At 69.1% G+C, this 16,835-nt stretch carries 15 protein-coding genes; 3 read left to right on the top strand and 12 right to left on the bottom strand.

The window, feature by feature from the left end; all coding sequences use genetic code 11:
- The first annotated feature begins 6 nt into the window (after positions 1-6).
- The 3 genes from C265_RS30090 to C265_RS33115 all read left to right on the top strand — a co-directional run bounded on the left by C265_RS30090 (position 7) and on the right by C265_RS33115 (position 3,044).
- Positions 7-1,134, top strand: a complete 1,128-nt coding sequence (locus C265_RS30090) for an acyl-CoA dehydrogenase family protein (RefSeq protein WP_010813960.1) — start codon at positions 7-9, stop codon at positions 1,132-1,134.
- A 301-nt stretch (positions 1,135-1,435) separates the two neighbouring features.
- Positions 1,436-2,815, top strand: coding sequence for a DUF1329 domain-containing protein (locus C265_RS30095; protein ID WP_010813961.1), 1,380 nt, complete (start codon positions 1,436-1,438; stop codon positions 2,813-2,815).
- Positions 2,816-2,921: 106 nt separating this feature from the next.
- Positions 2,922-3,044: a hypothetical protein gene (locus C265_RS33115; RefSeq protein WP_010813962.1), complete on the top strand. Its 123-nt coding sequence runs from the start codon at positions 2,922-2,924 to the stop codon at positions 3,042-3,044.
- A gap of 71 nt (positions 3,045-3,115) precedes the next feature.
- On the opposite strand, the gene C265_RS30100 is transcribed toward C265_RS33115, so the two are convergent.
- The 12 genes from C265_RS30100 to C265_RS30155 form a co-directional block, all read right to left on the bottom strand.
- Positions 3,116-3,907 carry an SDR family oxidoreductase gene (locus C265_RS30100; RefSeq protein WP_037025766.1) on the bottom strand — a complete coding sequence of 264 codons (792 nt, stop codon included), beginning with the start codon at positions 3,905-3,907 and terminating at the stop codon, positions 3,116-3,118.
- A gap of 26 nt (positions 3,908-3,933) precedes the next feature.
- Positions 3,934-5,034: a Rieske 2Fe-2S domain-containing protein gene (locus C265_RS30105; protein ID WP_010813964.1), complete on the bottom strand. Its 1,101-nt coding sequence runs from the start codon at positions 5,032-5,034 to the stop codon at positions 3,934-3,936.
- Positions 5,035-5,109: 75 nt separating this feature from the next.
- Positions 5,110-6,303 carry an NADH:flavin oxidoreductase gene (locus C265_RS30110; RefSeq protein ID WP_371258390.1) on the bottom strand — a complete coding sequence of 398 codons (1,194 nt, stop codon included), beginning with the start codon at positions 6,301-6,303 and terminating at the stop codon, positions 5,110-5,112.
- A 71-nt stretch (positions 6,304-6,374) separates the two neighbouring features.
- Positions 6,375-8,816 carry an RND family transporter gene (locus C265_RS30115; RefSeq protein ID WP_010813966.1) on the bottom strand — a complete coding sequence of 814 codons (2,442 nt, stop codon included), beginning with the start codon at positions 8,814-8,816 and terminating at the stop codon, positions 6,375-6,377.
- A gap of 38 nt (positions 8,817-8,854) precedes the next feature.
- Complete coding sequence (locus C265_RS30120) at positions 8,855-9,820, bottom strand: YCF48-related protein (protein ID WP_010813967.1); 966 nt, start codon at positions 9,818-9,820, stop codon at positions 8,855-8,857.
- 70 nt (positions 9,821-9,890) lie between these two features.
- Positions 9,891-11,093, bottom strand: coding sequence for an acetyl-CoA C-acyltransferase (locus C265_RS30125; protein ID WP_010813968.1), 1,203 nt, complete (start codon positions 11,091-11,093; stop codon positions 9,891-9,893).
- A gap of 13 nt (positions 11,094-11,106) precedes the next feature.
- Entirely contained in the window at positions 11,107-11,562 is a 456-nt protein-coding gene (locus tag C265_RS30130; protein ID WP_010813969.1) for a MaoC family dehydratase, read from the bottom strand.
- Positions 11,563-11,602: 40 nt separating this feature from the next.
- Positions 11,603-12,406, bottom strand: coding sequence for an SDR family oxidoreductase (locus C265_RS30135; RefSeq protein ID WP_010813970.1), 804 nt, complete (start codon positions 12,404-12,406; stop codon positions 11,603-11,605).
- A complete protein-coding gene (locus tag C265_RS30140) occupies positions 12,403-13,605 on the bottom strand; it encodes an acyl-CoA dehydrogenase family protein (protein WP_010813971.1) in 1,203 nt (400 codons plus the stop codon). Before C265_RS30140 ends, C265_RS30135 begins: the two co-directional genes overlap by 4 nt.
- Positions 13,602-14,765: an acyl-CoA dehydrogenase family protein gene (locus C265_RS30145; protein ID WP_010813972.1), complete on the bottom strand. Its 1,164-nt coding sequence runs from the start codon at positions 14,763-14,765 to the stop codon at positions 13,602-13,604. The genes C265_RS30140 and C265_RS30145 overlap by 4 nt, the downstream gene beginning before the upstream one ends.
- An 11-nt stretch (positions 14,766-14,776) precedes the next feature.
- The gene (locus tag C265_RS30150; protein ID WP_010813973.1) at positions 14,777-15,661 is read right to left on the bottom strand and encodes an SDR family oxidoreductase; all 885 of its coding nucleotides are present in this window, start codon (positions 15,659-15,661) and stop codon (positions 14,777-14,779) included.
- A 10-nt stretch (positions 15,662-15,671) separates the two neighbouring features.
- Entirely contained in the window at positions 15,672-16,823 is a 1,152-nt protein-coding gene (locus C265_RS30155; RefSeq protein WP_010813974.1) for an acetyl-CoA C-acetyltransferase, read from the bottom strand.
- Positions 16,824-16,835 lie beyond the last annotated feature (12 nt).

The following is a 16,835-nucleotide window of genomic DNA, read 5'->3' on the forward strand; positions in this document are numbered from 1 at the left end:
GCTGACATGGACTTCACCTACAGCGAAGAGCAACAGATGCTGGCGGACAGCCTGCGTCGCTTCATCGATACCGAATACACCTTCGAGGCCCGCCGCAAGAGCGCGCGCGCAGGCGAGAGCCTGGATCGCGGCGTGTGGAACAAGCTCGCTGAAATGGGCGTGCTGGGCCTGACCGTGCCGGCCGACTTCGGCGGCTTCGGCGAAGGCCCCGCCAGCCAGCTGGTGGTGCAGCGCGAACTGGGCCGCGGCCTGGTGCTGGAGCCGGTCACGCCCAGCGGCGTGATGGCCGCGGCCATCCTGGCCGCCCACGGCAGCGCCGCGCAGAAGGAACAATGGCTGCCCGCGATCGCCTCGGGCGAGCGCATCGTCACGCTGGCCTACCTGGAGCCGACCACCCGCTACCGCCCGGAATCGGCCCGCGCCAGCGCCGAGCGCAGCGGCGACGGCTACGTGCTCAACGGCATCAAGAGCGTGGTCTGGCACGGCGCCGCCGCCGACGCCTACCTGCTGACCGCGCGCGTGGCCGGCAGCAATGAGATTGCGTTGTTCCTGGTGCCGCGCGACAGCAAGGGCCTGGGCGTCACCGCCTACCCGACCGTCGACGGCCTGCGCGCCGCCGACCTGTCGCTGCAGGACGTGACGGTGCCGGCCGACGCGCTGGTGGGCCAGCCCGCCGACGGCCTGGCCGCGCTGGGCGTGGGCCTTGAGCACGGCGTTGCCGCGCTGTGCGCCGAGGGCGCCGGCGCCATGGAAAAGCTGATCGAGATCACCGCCGAGTACCTGGGCACGCGCCAGCAGTTCGGCAAGCCGCTGGCCAGCTTCCAGGCACTGCAGCACCGCATGGCCGACATGCTGGTGCAGAAGGAGCTGGCACTGTCGATGGCATACGTCGCAGTCCAGGCGCTGGACGAGGCCGATCCCGCCGCGCGCCGCCGCATGCTGTCCGCGGCCAAGGTGACGCTGGCCCGCGCCGGGCGCTTCGTCGGCCAGCAGGCCGTGCAGCTGCATGGCGGCATGGGCATGACCGATGAGCTGTCCGTGGGCGACTACTTCAAGCGCCTGACCATGCTGGACCAGTTGCTGGGCGACAGCGACTACCACCTGCAGCGCTTCGGCGAAGTGATGGAAGCCTGACCCTGGCTGCGGCCGCTGGCCGCATGCTGGCGCGCGAGGCCGGGCACTTGCCCGGCCTCGCGCCGTTTAAGTCCCCCTACCCCCGCCCCCCTTCCCGTACCACCCCGGTACGCTCCCGCAATCCTCGCGGGATGCTGGCACGCCACCCGGATTGTCCCCGCCCCCTCCGCCACGCCGGGCGCTAGGGAAATCCACTAGTCCGTTCCAACGATTCCCCGCCGCCGCGCCATCACTACGCTGTCACCACAGGCACAGGCACAGCCGGCGCCGGCAATTCCTCTTTACAAGGAGCGAGACTTCAATGAAATCCAGCACAAGACAACTGATACGCGGTGGCCTGCTGCTCACCAGCATGGCCCTGGCGGCGGCATCGTGGGCGAAGGCCACCCCGGAGGAGCTCAAGCAACTGGATGGCCCCCTCACGCCGATGGGCGCCGAGCGTGCCGCCAGCAAGGACGGCGAGGTCCCGGCATGGTCCGGCAAGTGGCTGGGCACGCCGGCGCATGTCAAATACCAGCGCGGCGAACGCTACCCGGACCCGTATGCCGATGAGAAGCCGCTGTTCGTCATCACGGCGCAGAACATGGCGCAGTATGCCGAGCGGCTTAGCGACGGGCAGAAGGCGCTGTTCAAGAAGTATCCCGACACCTTCAAGATGCCGGTGTACCCAAGCCATCGCGATTTCCGCTACGAGGACGCGGTCTACAAGGACATCCGCACCTACGCCACCACCGTCAGCATGACGAGCGATGCCAACGGCCTGAAGGAAGCGGGTCCGCAGGTTCCCTACCCGATTCCGAAAACCGCGATGGAGCTGTTGTGGAACCAGCGTTTCTCGTCGGCCATCGGCACCGAGAAGGCTCAGTTCGACCAGGCCGTGGTGTATCCGAACGGCTCGATCGCGTGGGGGCGCGTCTCGTACAGCATCCTGTCGCCGCGCAACAATGGCAAGTTCGACCCGCGCAGCGCCCTCAACGAGCGCTCCTTCTTCCGCACCGCCACCGACCTGCCGTTGCGTGACCGCGGCCAGGTGATCGTTGGCTACGCGGTCTGGGACCAGGAGGGTTCCGACACCAACCGCACGTGGATCTACAACCCGGGCACGCGGCGGGTGCGCCAGGCGCCGGAATTCGGCTTTGACCAGCCCCAGGGTCCCGGCGGCTTCCGCACCGTGGACGACGACCGCCTCTTCAACGGCTCGGGCGAACGCTACAACTGGAAGATCGTCGGCAAGAAAGAGATCTTCGTCCCGTACCACAATTACAAGCTGCAGAGCACTTCCGTCAAGTACAAGGAGCTGCTCACGAATGGCCATGCCAATCCGGACGCGATGCGCTATGAACCGCATCGGGTATGGGTACTGGAAGCCACGCTCAAGTCCGGTTTCCGGCACCAGTATGCGAAACGCGTGCTGTATCTCGACGAAGACAGCTGGCTGGCCCTGGCGGCCGACAACTACGATGGCCGGGGCCAGTTGTGGCGCACCAATCTCCAGGCCTCGGTGTACGCCTATGATGCACGCCGCTACTATCCGACCACGGTGTTCTACCATGACCTGATTTCGGGTGCCTACATGGCCGACCGCCTGACCAACGAAGGCCCGATGGCAACGCTGAACAACAGCCCGGAATTCAACGAGGCGTTCTTCTCCCCGGACGCCGCGCGCGGGTCGGGTACCTGATCCCATCGTGATATCCGGCCGGGCGCAGCCTTTGGCGCCCGGTCGCGCTCCCCTCCCCGCCCTGAACTGCCCCCAGAAGTCGGAGACGACTTTTGGGGGCTTTTACATGGCAAAGCCCAGCCGCTCCGATTGCAACCCGGGCCGCGCCGAGTGCTTCTACCTCGAAAAGAAGGCCCTGTATCCCGGCGAACGCGAGCGCCGGATGCAGGACGATGTCATGGTCACGTAAGTCCGGGACGCCATCGAACAAAAATGGGGCATCCGCCGCGGCTCGCGGCGGATGCCCCATTGGCCAGGAGATCAGAAGTTCAGCGGTCGCTGCGCGGCATCCAGGCCGCCGTCGATGAACACCACGTTGCCATGGATGTAGGCAGCGTGCGGCCCGCACAGGAACGCGATCAGCGCGGCCACCTCTTCAGGCTGGGCGCGGCGCCCAAGCGGCGGCAGGAAATCGCGAATGGCATCGCCATAGCGCGGATCCTTCAGACCGGCCTGCAGCAGCGGCGTTTCCACCGCCCCCGGCGCGACCACGTTGAGGCGCACGCCGGCCTGTCCCCACGCGGCCGCACGTTGCCGCGCGGCCGCCGCCACCGCATGCTTGGAACTGGCATAGGCGATATAGCCAGCCTGGTCCCGGGTGGCTTCCGCCGCCGCGGCGGCCGCCACCATCGTGCACACGCCTGGCTCATCGCCGGCAAGGTAGGCATCACGCAGCGGGCTGCCCTCCCAGGACTGGAGCGTGGCCGAGTTGGACGACACCACCACGGCGCACGGATCCGAGCCCTGGTGCAGCGCCTCGAACAGGCCATCCAGCAGTGCTACCAAGCCGAAGTAGTTGACCGATGCCACCAGCGTTGCGGGTTCGACATGCGGGCCCAGGCCGGCGCAGCAGACCAGCTGGTCGATGCGGCCGCCTGACCGCGACAGTACGGCGTCGATCGCGGCAGCGCGGCCCTGCGGGCTGGACAGGTCGGCAACGATGTCGGCATCGCGCAGGTCGATGCCGATGACCCGGCAGCCGTCGGCGAGCATGCGCTGGCGCACGGCCGCGCCCATACCGGACGCGGCTCCGGTAATGACGACGGTTTTCATGGTGCGAGGTTCCGTGGAGGTTGCCATCAGGCCTCGAACACATGCCGCAGCGCCGGCGGCTCGATATTGCCCGGGTTCAGCTCAAAGATGCGCCGTGCCACGCTGGACGGCCGCACCTGCTCCACGTCGGTGTAGAACTGCTGGTACCAGTCACGCATCTGGTAGAGGGGCCCGTCGCCTTCGCACAGCAACGGGTTGTCGATGCGGATCTTGCTGTCCCAGATCGCCACGTCCTCGTAGAAGGCCTGTTTGGCCTGCTCCACATAGGCTTGCGCCATGGCACGGTTCTGTTCCTCGGACAGCCCCGGGATCTTCTTCACCAACACGCCGTAGCGCAGCGCGAAGCTGTTGAGGTCGATCGGCACATGGCAGTTGAGCAGGATCGAGTGGATCTGCTGGTCGCCCATCTGTCCGATCATCTCGGTGATGTGGTATGCGGGCCCGAAGTACGTGGACAGCGCCGTCAGCTGCGCATCGCCCGAGAGCCGGGCACTGCGCCCGATCATCAGCTGCGTGGCCTTGTGGTCTTCGAACAGGTTGGCAAAATAGTCCACCGGCGCGCCATGGACCGTGCCGAAATGCGCCATGTCGGAGATATTGTCGACCAGCTCGCGGCAATTGGTGCGGATCAGCATCTCGTCGATGGCCCAGTCCGACCAATCCGAAGAGAAGCAGGCATCGATGCGCGGAATCGCCACCTCGGGGGGTGCCGGGCGGCCTTCGGGATCGTGCCAGATGAAGAGCAGGTGGTTCTGCTCGCAGGTCTCCCAGGCGCCGACGCGGGCCTTGGGCGGCACCCGCTTGCAGTAGGGAATGGACTTGCAGCCGCCGTCGCCGCCCCACTGCCAGCCGTGGAACGGGCAGACCAGGTTGTCGCCCTGCACGGTGCCGGTGCTCAGGTCTGCGCCCATGTGCGGACAGTAGCCGTCGATCACGCGAATCGCGCCGGTCGAGTCGGCAAACGCCGCCAGGCGCCGGCCGAAGATATTCAGCGTGTGCGGCACGCCGTCGCGGTAGCCATCGGCCAGGCCGAGGCAATGCCAGCCGCGCGCGTAGCGGGCCTCGAGCGGGCGTGATTCAATCTTGTAGCCGGTCTTGTAGCCAGTCTGGTTGCCGTCAGCGGTCATGGCGTCTGTCTCCTTGAATTCCCGTGGGACCTTCAAGATAAGAGCGTCTGGCCGGCGGCTCATCGTCCCATCGGACTACTGCAGCGCGGCAATCTTCGTCAGCGCCGGGTCATTGCCCGGGCCATGCACGCAACTGACACCGGCCGGATCGTAGATCCGCGCCACGCAGCCATTGCAGCTGTCACAGGCCGAATGCGCCACCGCGCCGCTGCGCCAGTTGGCGACCAGCGCGGGATCGTGGATCAACGCGCGCGCCAGCGCGACACAGTCGAAGCCCTCTTCCATCAGCTGCGCGACATTGCCGATCGACTTGACGCCGCCGATATAGGCCAGCGGCATGCGCACCGCCCGCCGCACCACGCGCGACGCCTCCAGGAAGTACAGCTCGCGAAAGGCCAGCGCGCGCGGCGTGCGCTTCTCCAGCATGGTGATGCCGAAGCGCGCCACCGCGGTCGGTGCGGCGGCCTTCATCTGCGCCGTGGGCATGGGGCTGCCGAACAGCGCCCAAGGACTCTCGACGTTACGCCCGCCGCTGAGGGTCAGCAGGTCGGCGCCTTCCGCCTCCAGCAGGCGCGCGCTCACGGCGGAATCCGCGGGTTCGTTGCCGCCCGGCACGCCGTCGCTGACGCTCAGCTTGCAGCAGACCGCCAGCTCGGCGCCGACCGCGTCCTTCACCTGGCGCAGTACCGCGGCCGGAAAGCGGGTGCGGTTCTCCACGCTGCCGCCGAACGCATCGCGCCGACGGTTGCTCAGCGGCGACAGGAACTGGTTGAGCAGGTAGCCGTGCCCCATGTGGATTTCCACCGCGTCGAAGCCGGCTTCGCGCGCCAGCCGCGCCGCGGCGGCAAACTGGCCGGCAACGCGCGCCATGTCCGCCTCGCGCATGGCACGCTGGAAATACACGCCATGCAGCATGCCAAAGGCATTGAGTCCGGATGAAGCACTGCCCGGCGCGCGGCTGCCGCCATGGCGCATGGTGGTGAACGAGCCCGCATGGGTGATCTGCAGGCAGGCCGCCGCGCCTTCGCGATGCACGGCATCGGTCAGCACGCGCAGGTGCGCAACCTGCTCCGGGCGCATGCTGAGCTGGTGCGAAAAAGTCAGGCCGTCGTCGGCCACCGCCGCATACGCCACCGTGGTCATGCCCACGCCGCCCGCGGCAAGCTCGCGGTGGTGCCTGACCAGCGCCTCGGTCGGCAGGCCCTGCGGCGTCATGCCCTCGTTGGCGCCGGCCTTGATAATGCGATTGCGCAGCGTGAGCGGGCCGATGCGGACCGGCGTGAATGCCGCCGCGGCGTAAGCCTGGTGATCGTGCATGCTGTCTCTCCGGGTCATCGGCCTTACACCGCGTCGGATTTCAGGGCGTGCGCCGGCGGCACCGTCTCGCCGCGCGCGGCGCCACCGGCACCACCGGCGGCCACGCGCGCACGCTCTTCTTCCTCCACCCCCAGCCACGCAGCCAGCGCCGGCAGCAGCGACACCGCGCCGAACAGGTTCACCAGGAACATGAAGGCCAGCAGGATACCCATGTCGGCCTGGAACTTGAGCGCGGCAAAGGCCCAGGTGCCCACCCCGATGCACATCGTCAGCGCCGTGAACAGCGCCGCCGAACCGCGCTGGCGCATGGCCTCGGCAAAGGCCTGCGGCAGGGCCTGCCCTTCCTCGCGGATCTGGTGCTGGATGCGCTCATACAGGTAGATGCCGTAGTCCACGCCGACGCCCACGCCCAGCGTGATGACCGGCAGCGTCGACACCTTCAGCCCGATGCCAAGCCGCGCCATCAGCGCATTGCACAGCACCGACACCAGCGTCAGCGGCACGATGATGCACAGCACCGCGCGCCACGAGCGGAACGTCAGCAGGCATAGCAGCGTGATCGCACCGAAGATCGACAGCAGCATGGTCACTTCGGCTTCTTCCACGGCCTCATTGGTGGCCGCCATCACGCCGATATTGCCCCCGCCCAGGCGGAACGCCACGTTGGGGGTCTTGTCGGCGGCGGTGAAGCGGCGGATCTCGCGGATGATGTGGGCGATGGTGGCGCCCTCATGGTTGGCGGTGTAGATCAGCACCTGGATGGCCTGGCAGTTCGAGGTATTCATGCCGTTGTCCGGGTCGAAGGCCTTGGCGCCCTGGCTCAGGCCCTCGCTGCTGCGCGGCAGCGCCTCCCAGCGCGGGTTGCCCTCGTTGTAGGCGCCGATCACCACCTTGGCCAGCGACGACACGCTCACCACCGACTGCACGCCGGACACGCCGCGCATATGCATCTCGAAGCGTTCCACCGCACTCATCACCGGGTAGTGCAGGCAGCCGTCGTCGAAGCCGGTGGGTTCCACCACCACGGTCAGCGCATCCGAGCCGATGTTGTACTGGCTCACGATGCTGGCGCTGTCGCGGTTGTAGCGCGAATCCGCGCGCAGTTCCGGTGCGCCGCTGCCGACATCGCCAATCTTGAGGCCGCGCGAATCGATGGCGCCGGCCGCCAGCAACGCGAGCGCGGCAACGAACACGCCCAGCGCCGGGCCCGGACGCGCCAGCGCGCCGAACTTCTGCCACAGCCCGCCGGTTCCGTGCGCGCGCCGGGCCTGCGCCGATGCCAGCGCCGACGGCTCCAGCCGCGTGTACGACAGCAGGATCGGCAGGAACACCTTGTTGGTCACGATCATCAGCAGCACGCCCAGGCAGGCGGTGATGCCAAGCTCGCGCACGATGTCGATCTCGATTCGCATGATGACCATGAACCCGAGCGCGTTGGTCAGCAGCGCGACCGTGCCGGGGATGAACAGCTTGCGGAAGGCCGCGCTGGCGCTGTCCAGCGCACCATGTCCCTGCACCACCTCTTGCTTCCAGGCATTGGTCATCTGCACCGCGTGCGAGACCCCGATCGAAAAGATCAGGAACGGCACCAGGATCGACATCGGATCGATGCCGTAGCCCAGCAGCGGCAGCAGGCCCAGCAGCCAGGCCACGGGCAGCAGCGCCACCACCAGCGACAGCAGCGTGATACGCAGCGAGCGCGTGTACAGCCACAGCAGCAGCGCGGTCACGGCGAAGGCCAGCGCGAAGAAGCCCATCACGCCGGCGATGCCCTCTTCCACATCGCCCACCAGCTTGGCAAAGCCGACGATATTGACCTCGACGTCGGTGCCGCTGAAGTCCCCGCGGATCTTCTCCAGCTGGCGCGCGACCGAACCGTAGTCGATGGTCTTGCCGGTGGCCGGATCGGTCTCGCGCAATTCCGCGCGGATCAGCGCGGACCTCAGGTCGTTGCTGACCAGGCGGCCGATCTGGCCGGAGCGCGCCACGTTGCGGCGCACCTTGTCGAGCTCGGCCGGCGTGCCGGAGAAGCGCCCCGGCACCACCACGTCGCCGCGAAAGCCCGCCTCCGTCACCTCGGTGTAGCGCACATTGGGCGTGAACAGCGAGAACACGCGCGAGCGGTCCACGCCGGGGATGAAGAACACGTCATCGGTGGCGCGGCGCAGCTTGTCCATGAAGGCCGCGTTGTAGATGTCGCCGTCGCCCTTCCAGCGCAGGCTCAGCAGCACCGTATTGGCACCGGAAAAGGTGCTCGCGTACTTGGTGAACACCTGCATGAACGGGTGCTGCAGCGGGATCATCTTGTTGAAGCCGGGATCGAGCCGCAGCCGCGTGGCCGAGGCGCCCAGCGCCACGGTCACGGCCAGGCACAGCACCAGCAGCAGGCGGCGCCGGTGCATCAGCAGGCTGGCGCAGGCATCGACAAGGCGGCTCAGGCGGCCGGAGGAATGGGGGCGGGTCATGATCGTTCTCGCATTCGGTAAGCCAGGGTCAGGCAGGGTCAGCGGGGGTTGGCGGCGAGCGTGGCGCCGGCAAGGCCGCCATTGCCGCCCAGCGCCAGCTTGTCCTTGCCGGCAGGGGCCAGCGCGGCCAGGGTCTGCGGGCTGCCGGCGGGCAAGGCGGTGAAGTGGCGCCCGCCGTCGGCGGACATCACCAGCGTGCCACCCTGCCCGGCCAGCACGATGCGCCCATCGGGCAGCTCGACGCCGCCGAAGAACGAGGTCTTGAGGCCAGTGTCCGCGGCCTGCCAGGTGGCGCCGAAGTCCTCGCTGCGCAAGGCGTTGCCGCGCATGCCGAAGGCCAGCCAGGCGCCATCGCGCAGCGGCTGCACGCCGTACAGCGAACCCTCGTAGGGGGACTTCACCACCTCCCAGCGGCTGCCGCCGTCGGGCGAGCGCAGCACCAGGCCGGCTTCGCCGACCAGCATCAGGCGCCCCTGCCCGTCGCCGGCAATGCCGTTGAGGTGGCGGTCCTGCATGGCCTTGTCTGCGGCCGGCTCCCAGTGCCTGCCCTGATCGCGCGAGACCAGGAAGCGGCCAAAGCTGCCGACCGCGAACCACGGGCCGCCCGCCTGGGCCCAGGCACCGAGCAGCGGATCGGACGAGCTCGCGTCGAACGCCACCTGCTGCCAGTGCGCACCGCCGTCTTCCGTGCGCAAGATCCAGCCGCTGTGCCCGACCGCCATGCCGTGGCGGCTGTCGGCAAAGGCCACCTGGGTCAGCGCGGCGCCTTGCGGTTGATCCACGGCGGCCGTGCGCCAGTTGCGGCCCTGGTCATCGCTGAACAGGATCTGGCCACGCTCGCCCACTGCCACCAGGCGCTCGCCGGCGCGCGCGATGCCGTTGACCTGCAGGCCGTCCGGGCGCAGCGTCGTGGCCGCGAACGGCGGCAGCGGGCGCGGCGCGAAGGCCCATACCGCGGTGGCCAGCACGGCCAGCGACATGGCGACGCCGATCAGTCGTTTCATGATGTCTCCTCCGGTTGGAGTGATGGCAGGCGGCCTCGTTGCGGGCCGTCCCTGCAGGGGCTGCTTGTGATTACAGAACGTCGAACAGCGCGGCGGCACCCATGCCGCCACCGATGCACATGGTCACCACTGCCTGCTGCACGCCGCGGCGCCGGCCTTCAATCAATGCATGCGCGGTCATGCGCGCACCCGACATGCCGAACGGATGGCCGATCGAGATCGCGCCGCCGTTGACATTCAGGCGCGCATCCGGGATGCCCAGCTTCTGCTGGCAGTACAGCACCTGGCAGGCAAAGGCCTCGTTCAGCTCCCACAGGCCCACGTCGGCCACCGTCATGCCATGGCGCGCGAGCAGCCTGGGTACGGCGAATACCGGGCCGATCCCCATCTCGTCCGGCGCGCAGCCCGCCACCGCCATGCCGCGGTAGCGGCCCAGCGGGCGCAGGCCGCGCCGGCGGGCCTCGTCGGCACTCATCATCAGCACCGCGGCGGCGCCGTCCGACAACTGCGAGGCATTGCCGGCAGTGATGTGCTCGCCGGCGGCCACCGCCTGGCCGCCGCTCCAGACCGGCTTCAGCGCCTCCAGGCTGCTGGCCGTGGTATCGGGCCGGTTGCACTCGTCGTGCGCAAGCCGAACGGTCTCGTGGCCGGTCAGCGTGCCGGCCTTGTCGAACAGCGCGCGGCGCGTTTCCAGCGGCACGATCTCGTCATCGAAGGCACCGCGCCGCTGCGCCTCGGCGGTGCGCTGCTGGCTGCGCCAGGCGTAGGCGTCCTGCTCGGCGCGGCTGATGCCATAGCGGCGCGCCACCACCTCGGCGGTCTCGATCATTGCCATATAGGCTGCCGGCTGCCGCGCCAGCACCGCTTCGGACTGGGCGCGGTAGCTGTTCTTGTGCCTGGTCTGCGTCAGCGAGATAGATTCCGCGCCGCCGGCGACGATGATGTCGGCCTCGCCGCACTGGATCGCGCGGGCGCCCGCAGCGATCGTCATCAGGCCCGAGCCGCACATACGGTCCATGGTCATGCCGGGCACGCTGTCCGGCAGGCCGGCCGCCACAGCGCACAGGCGGCCCAGGTTGTAGCCCTGGGTGCCCTGCTGCGCGGCCGCGCCGATCAGCACATCTTCCACCTCGGACGGATCCACGCCGGCGCGCTCCACCACCGCGCGCACCACGTGGCCGCCCAGCACCGGGGCCTCGGTGTCGTTGAAGGCACCGCGGAAGGCCTTGCCGATCGGTGTGCGCGCGACGGCGACAATGACTGCTTCTTTCATTCCGGATTCCTGTTCAGAAGTAATAGCGGCTGATGGTCTCGGCCACGCAGGCCGGCTTGTCTCCGCCTTCGATTTCCACGGTCATGCGCACCACCGACTGCACGCCGCCCTGCAAGGTCTCGGCCCGCACCAGTTCCCCCACCCCGCGCACGCGCGCGCCCACGCGCACCGGCGCCGGGAAGCGCACCTTGTCGCAGCCGTAGTTGACGCCCCACTTCATGCCTTCGACCGTGACCAGCTCCGGCAGGAACTGGTTGACCAGCGCCAGCGTCAGGTAGCCGTGCGCGATGCAGGCGCCGTATGGGCCCTGCGCGGCGCGCTCCGGGTCCACGTGCAGCCACTGGTGGTCGCCGGTGGCATTGGCGAACTGGTTGACCTGTTCCTGGGTGATCTGGGTCCAGGCGCTCTCGCCGAGGCGCTGGCCGACGGCGGCGTGGATGTCTTCGGCAGAACGGAAGATTCTTGGCATGTCTGGTTCCTGCGTTGTTCCCGGTCCCAACTGTTTCCCTTCAAGCCCGCTGGCTGCTCACCGGCAGCACCTCGCCCGTCATGTACGAGGCATAGTCGCTGGCCAGGAATACCATCACATTGGCCACCTCCCACACCTCGGCCGCGCGCCCGAACGCTTCGCGCTCGCTGAGCTGGCGCAGCAGGTCGGCCGGCGCCGACTTCTTCAGGAAGTCATGCAGCGCGATGCTGGGCGCCACCGCATTGATGCGCACGCCAAATTCGGCGGCTTCCATCGCGCTGCAGCGCGTCAGCGCCATCACCCCGGCCTTGGCCGCGGCGTAGTGCGACTGCTCCTTCTGCGCACGCCAGCCCAGCACCGAGGCGTTGTTGACGATGGCGCCGCGCCGGCGCGCCTGCATGTGCGGCAACATCGCTCGCGTCATGCGGAAGGTGCCCGTGAGGGAAATATCGATCACGCGCGACCACTCGGCATCGTCCATATCAACTAGGCGGCGCGAGCCGCCCAGGCCGGCGTTGTTGATCAGCACGTCGGTTCCGCCCAAGGCTTCTTCGGCGGCGGCCACAAGTGCGCGCACCTGCGCTTCATCCGATACATCGCAAAGCTGGCCATGGATCGCCTGCAGGCCGGTTTCCGCGCGCAAGCGCTCGACCGCGTCTGCCAGCCGCTTCTCATGGACGTCGGAGATCATCAGCGCGCGGCAGCCCTCCTCGGCGCAGCGGCGCGCGGCGGCAAAGCCGATGCCGGCGCCCGCCGCGGCGGTGATGAGCACACTCTTGCCGGCGAGCAACTGATGGCCAGGCACATAGGCCGGGGCGCTGGGGATTTCGGTGTTCAGGGTCATGACTGTCCTCGTGCTTCGCGCGGCATGCCGAGGCCGCGTTCGGCGATGATGTTGAGCTGGATTTCGTTGGTGCCGGCGTAGATGGTGTCGGCGCGCGAGAACAGCGCCATCTGCTGCAGCCGCGTGCGGCGCGTGTCGCCGGCGTCCAGCACATTGGCCAGCGGACCCAGCACGTCCAGCGCCAGCTGGCCCAGGTCTCGGTGCCAGTTGGACCAGTAGTACTTGTAGATCAGCGCGTCGCGCTGCAGCGCGGTGCCGCCGTCCTGGCCCGCCTGCGCCGCGCCCGCCAGCATGCGCAGCGCATTGGCGCGCATCACGCGCAGGCCGGCCCAGGCGCGCGCGATGCGCTGGCGCACCAGCGCGTCGCGGCTGCTGCCGTTGTCGCGCGCGGCCTGCGCCACCCATTCCAGTTCATGCGTGAACTGCATCTGCTGGCCCAGCGTGGAGATGCCGCGCTCGAAGCCCAGCAGCGCCATGGCGATGCGCCAGCCATCGCCGGGCGCGCCCAGCACATCGGCGGCGGCGGCACGTGCGCCGTCGAAGAACACCTCGTTGAATTCGGCGCCGCCGCCCATCTGGCGAATCGGCCGGATCTCGATGCCGGGCTGGTCCAGCGGCAGCATCAGGAAGACCAGGCCCTTGCTGCCGCGCGAGCCGGGCTCGCAGCGCGCCAGCACGAAGATCCAGTCCGAATCGTGCGCGAGCGAGGTCCACACCTTCTGGCCGCTCACCAGCCAGTCGCCGGTGGCCGCATCGCGCTCCGCCCGCGTGCGCACATTGGCCAGGTCCGAGCCCGCGCCAGGCTCCGAATACCCCTGGCACCAGAACGTGGTGCCGTTCAGGATGCCGGGCAGCAAGCGCGCCTTCTGGTCGTCGGTGCCGAAGGCGACCAGGGTCGGGCCGATCAGCCCCTCGCCGATATGGCCCATGCGGCCCGGCCCCCCTGCCCGCGCGTATTCCTCATGGAAGATCACCTGCTGCATGACCGGCAGCTCGCGCCCGCCATGCGCGCGCGGCCAGCCCAGGCCGGTCCAGCCGCCTTCGGCCAGCCGGCGCTCCCACGCCTTGCGCAGTTCGGGATAGGCCTCTTCGTCGCCGGGGCCGCCGCGGTGCTTCAGGCAGGCGAACTCGCCGGCCAGGTTGGCGGCCATCCACTGCGCGACTTCGGCGCGGAATGCCGCCTCTTGATTCGCTGTCATGCTGTCCTCCACGCGTGCGGGCCATTTGCTGCGAGATACGCCAGCGCCGCGCCGGCACCGCCCAGCCAGTGGCTGGCGGCCTGCGCGCGCTTGAAATAGAGCTGGGGGTCGTATTCCCAGGTGAAGCCGACACCGCCATGCAACTGGATGGCCTCCTGCGCGCAGAAGCGCAGGGCATCGTCGGCTGCCACGGATGCGGCGGCGATGTCGAGGCGGATGCCGGTACCATCGGCCACCTCGCCCGTTTCCCACGCCTGCGCCGCGCCATACACCGCCGAGCGCGCCGCCTCGACCAGCACCATCATCTGCGCGCAGCGGTGCTTGACCGCCTGGAACGAGGCAATGGCGCGCCCGAACTGGATCCGTTCCGAGGCATAGGCTACGGTCAGGTCCAGGCATTGCTGGGCCGCGCCAAGCTGCTCCGCCGCCAGCATCAGCTTGCCGTGCCACCAGGCCTGGGCCAGGCCAAACGCCGCCGCGTCCGCGCGCGCCAGGCAGGCGCTGGCGGGCACGGGCAGCCCGTCCAGCCGCAGCGCGGCCTGCGGCCGCGTGCGGTCCAGCGTATCGAGCGGCGCCAGCATGAATCGCGCATCCTGTGCCAGTACTGCTGGCTCCAGCAGGAACAGCGCAGGCACGCCGTCTTCGAGCCGGGCCGGCACCAGCAGCCAGTCGGCGCCGGCGGCATCGGCCACCTGGGCGGCGCAGCCGCGCAGCACGAAGCCATCCGCGCCCGCCTGCGCGCCAATGGCGACGCCGTCGTACTGCCAGCCGCCATCGTCCGGCAACACCGCGGCGGCACGCAGCTCGCCACAGGCCAGCCGTTCCAGCCAATGCGCGCTGCCACGCGGGCCCAGGCTGGCCTGCAGCCAGGGCGCGGCCACGCACACGGCGGACCAGAACGGCACGCAGGCCAGGCGCTGGCCCAGTTGTTCCTGCAGCAGCACCAGCCCGGGCGCACCCAGGCCGGCGCCGCCCACGGCTTCGGGCAGTGCGATGCCGCACCAGCCGAGTTCGCCCGCGACCGCGTGCCACAGCGCTTCGTCGTGCGCGGCACCCGCCTCGGTCACGCGCCGCACCGCCGCCGAATCGCTGTGCGCGGCGAGGTAGTCGCGCGCGCTGTCGCGTACCATCTGCTGTTCGAGGCTAAGGGAGAAGTCCATGGCCGTCGCGCTCAGCTGCCGTAGACCGGCTGGGGCGGCTGCGCCTGCGCCAGCAGTTCCGCCACGGCTGCGCCCAGTTCGGCCGGCTGCCAGCGCGATCCCTTGTCGGTCCTGGGTCCGGTACGCCAGCCGTCGGCCACGGAAACCATGCCGCCGGCCGCCTCGAACATGCGCCCGTTGACCTGCGCGGAGGCGGCGCTGCCCAGCCACACCACCAGCGGCGCGACGTTGGCCGGGTCGTAGTAGTCGAAGCCGTCGGCCGGCGCCCGCATCATGTCGGCGAACACGTCTTCGGTCATGCCGGTGCGCGCCGCCGGCGCCAGCGCATTGGCGGTGATGCCATAGCGGCCCAGCTCGGCGGCCTGCACCAGCGTGAGCGCGGCAATGCCGGCCTTGGCGGCGGCGTAGTTGGACTGCCCGACAGAACCCTGCAGGCCCGCGCCGGAGCTGGTGTTGATAATGCGCGCGTCGACGGCGCGGCCGGCCTTGGCGGCATCGCGCCACCGTTTGGCGAGCAGGTTGGCCAGGCAGAAGTGGCCGCGCAGGTGCACGCGCATGACGTCGTCCCAGTCCGCTTCGGTCAGGCTGACAAACATGCGGTCGCGGCAGATGCCGGCGTTGTTGACCAGCACGTGGACCTCGCCGAAGGCCTCGACCGCGGCATCGACGATGCGCTGCGCGGTGGCCAGCTGCGTGATGTCGTCAGCGCTGGCCAGCGCCGCTTTTGCCTTCGCGCCGGCTGCACGGATCTCCGCGCAGACGGCCTCGGCCGCCTCGCGCCGGATGTCGTTGACGACCACGTTGGCGCCCTCGGCGGCGAAGGCCAGCGCATAGGCACGGCCCAGCCCGCCGCCGGCGCCGGTGATGATGACGGTGCGTGCGTCGCAGATTCCCATGGCGGTCTCCTTACAAGCGTTCGATGATGGTGACGTTGGCCAGGCCACCGCCTTCGCACATGGTCTGCAGGCCGTAGCGCCCGCGGGTGCGTTCCAGCTCATGCAGCAGCGTGGTCATCAGGCGCGCGCCGGTGGCGCCCAGCGGGTGGCCCAGTGCGATGGCGCCGCCGTTGGGGTTGGTGCGCTCGGCCGCGTAGCCGGTTTCGGCCAGCCATGCCATCGCCACCGAGGCGAACGCTTCATTGATCTCGACCACGTCGATGTCAGCCAGGCGCAGGCCGCTGCGCTCCAGTGCGCGTCTGGTTGCAGGGATCGGCGCGGTCAGCATCCACAGCGGGTCGTCGCCCAGCACGCTCATATGCGCGATGCGCGCACGCGGCTTGAGCTGGTAGCGCTTGAGCGCGTCTTCCGAGACGATCAGCAGCGCGGCGGCGGCATCGGCGGTCTGGCTGGACACAGCCGCAGTCAGCGAACTGCCGGGCATCAGCGGTTCCAGCGCAGCCATCCTGGCCAGCGTGGTATCGGGGCGCGGGGTCTCGTCATGCTTCACGCCTGCGCACGGCACGATCTCGCGCGCAAAGCGGCCGCCTTCGATGGCCGCGGCGGCGCGCTGATGGCTTGCCAGCGCGTAGGCTTCCATGGCCTCGCGCGACAGTTTCCAGTGATCGGCAATGCGCTGCGCCGCGTGAAACTGCGACACCGGCGCATCGCCAAAGCGCGCCTGCCAGCCCTTGCTGCCCGAGAACGGGTCGGCAAACCCCAGCGCCTGCCCTGCCAGCATGGCCGACGAGATCGGGATCTGGGTCATGGTCTGCACGCCGCCGGCAATCACCACGTCCTGCGTGCCGCTCATCACCGCCTGCGCGGCAAAGTGCACTGCCTGCTGCGACGAGCCGCACTGGCGGTCCACGGTCACGCCCGGCACCGTCAGCGGCAGGCCGGCGGCCAGCCACGCGCTGCGGGCGATATTGCCGGCCAGCGGGCCGATGGTGTCGACGCAGCCGAACACCACGTCGTCATAGTCCTCGGCGGGAATGCCATTGCGGCGCACCAGCTCGGCCAGCACGAAGCCGCCCAGGTCGGCGCCGTGCATGTGCGACAGTCCGCCCTTGCGGCGCCCGGTGGGCGTGCGCAGGGCATCAACGATATAGGCGTCTTTCATGGTCATGGTTCT

Origin of the sequence: Cupriavidus sp. GA3-3, from assembly GCF_000389805.1 — a bacterium.
In the GTDB taxonomy this organism is placed as follows: Bacteria; Pseudomonadota; Gammaproteobacteria; order Burkholderiales; family Burkholderiaceae; genus Cupriavidus; species Cupriavidus necator_D.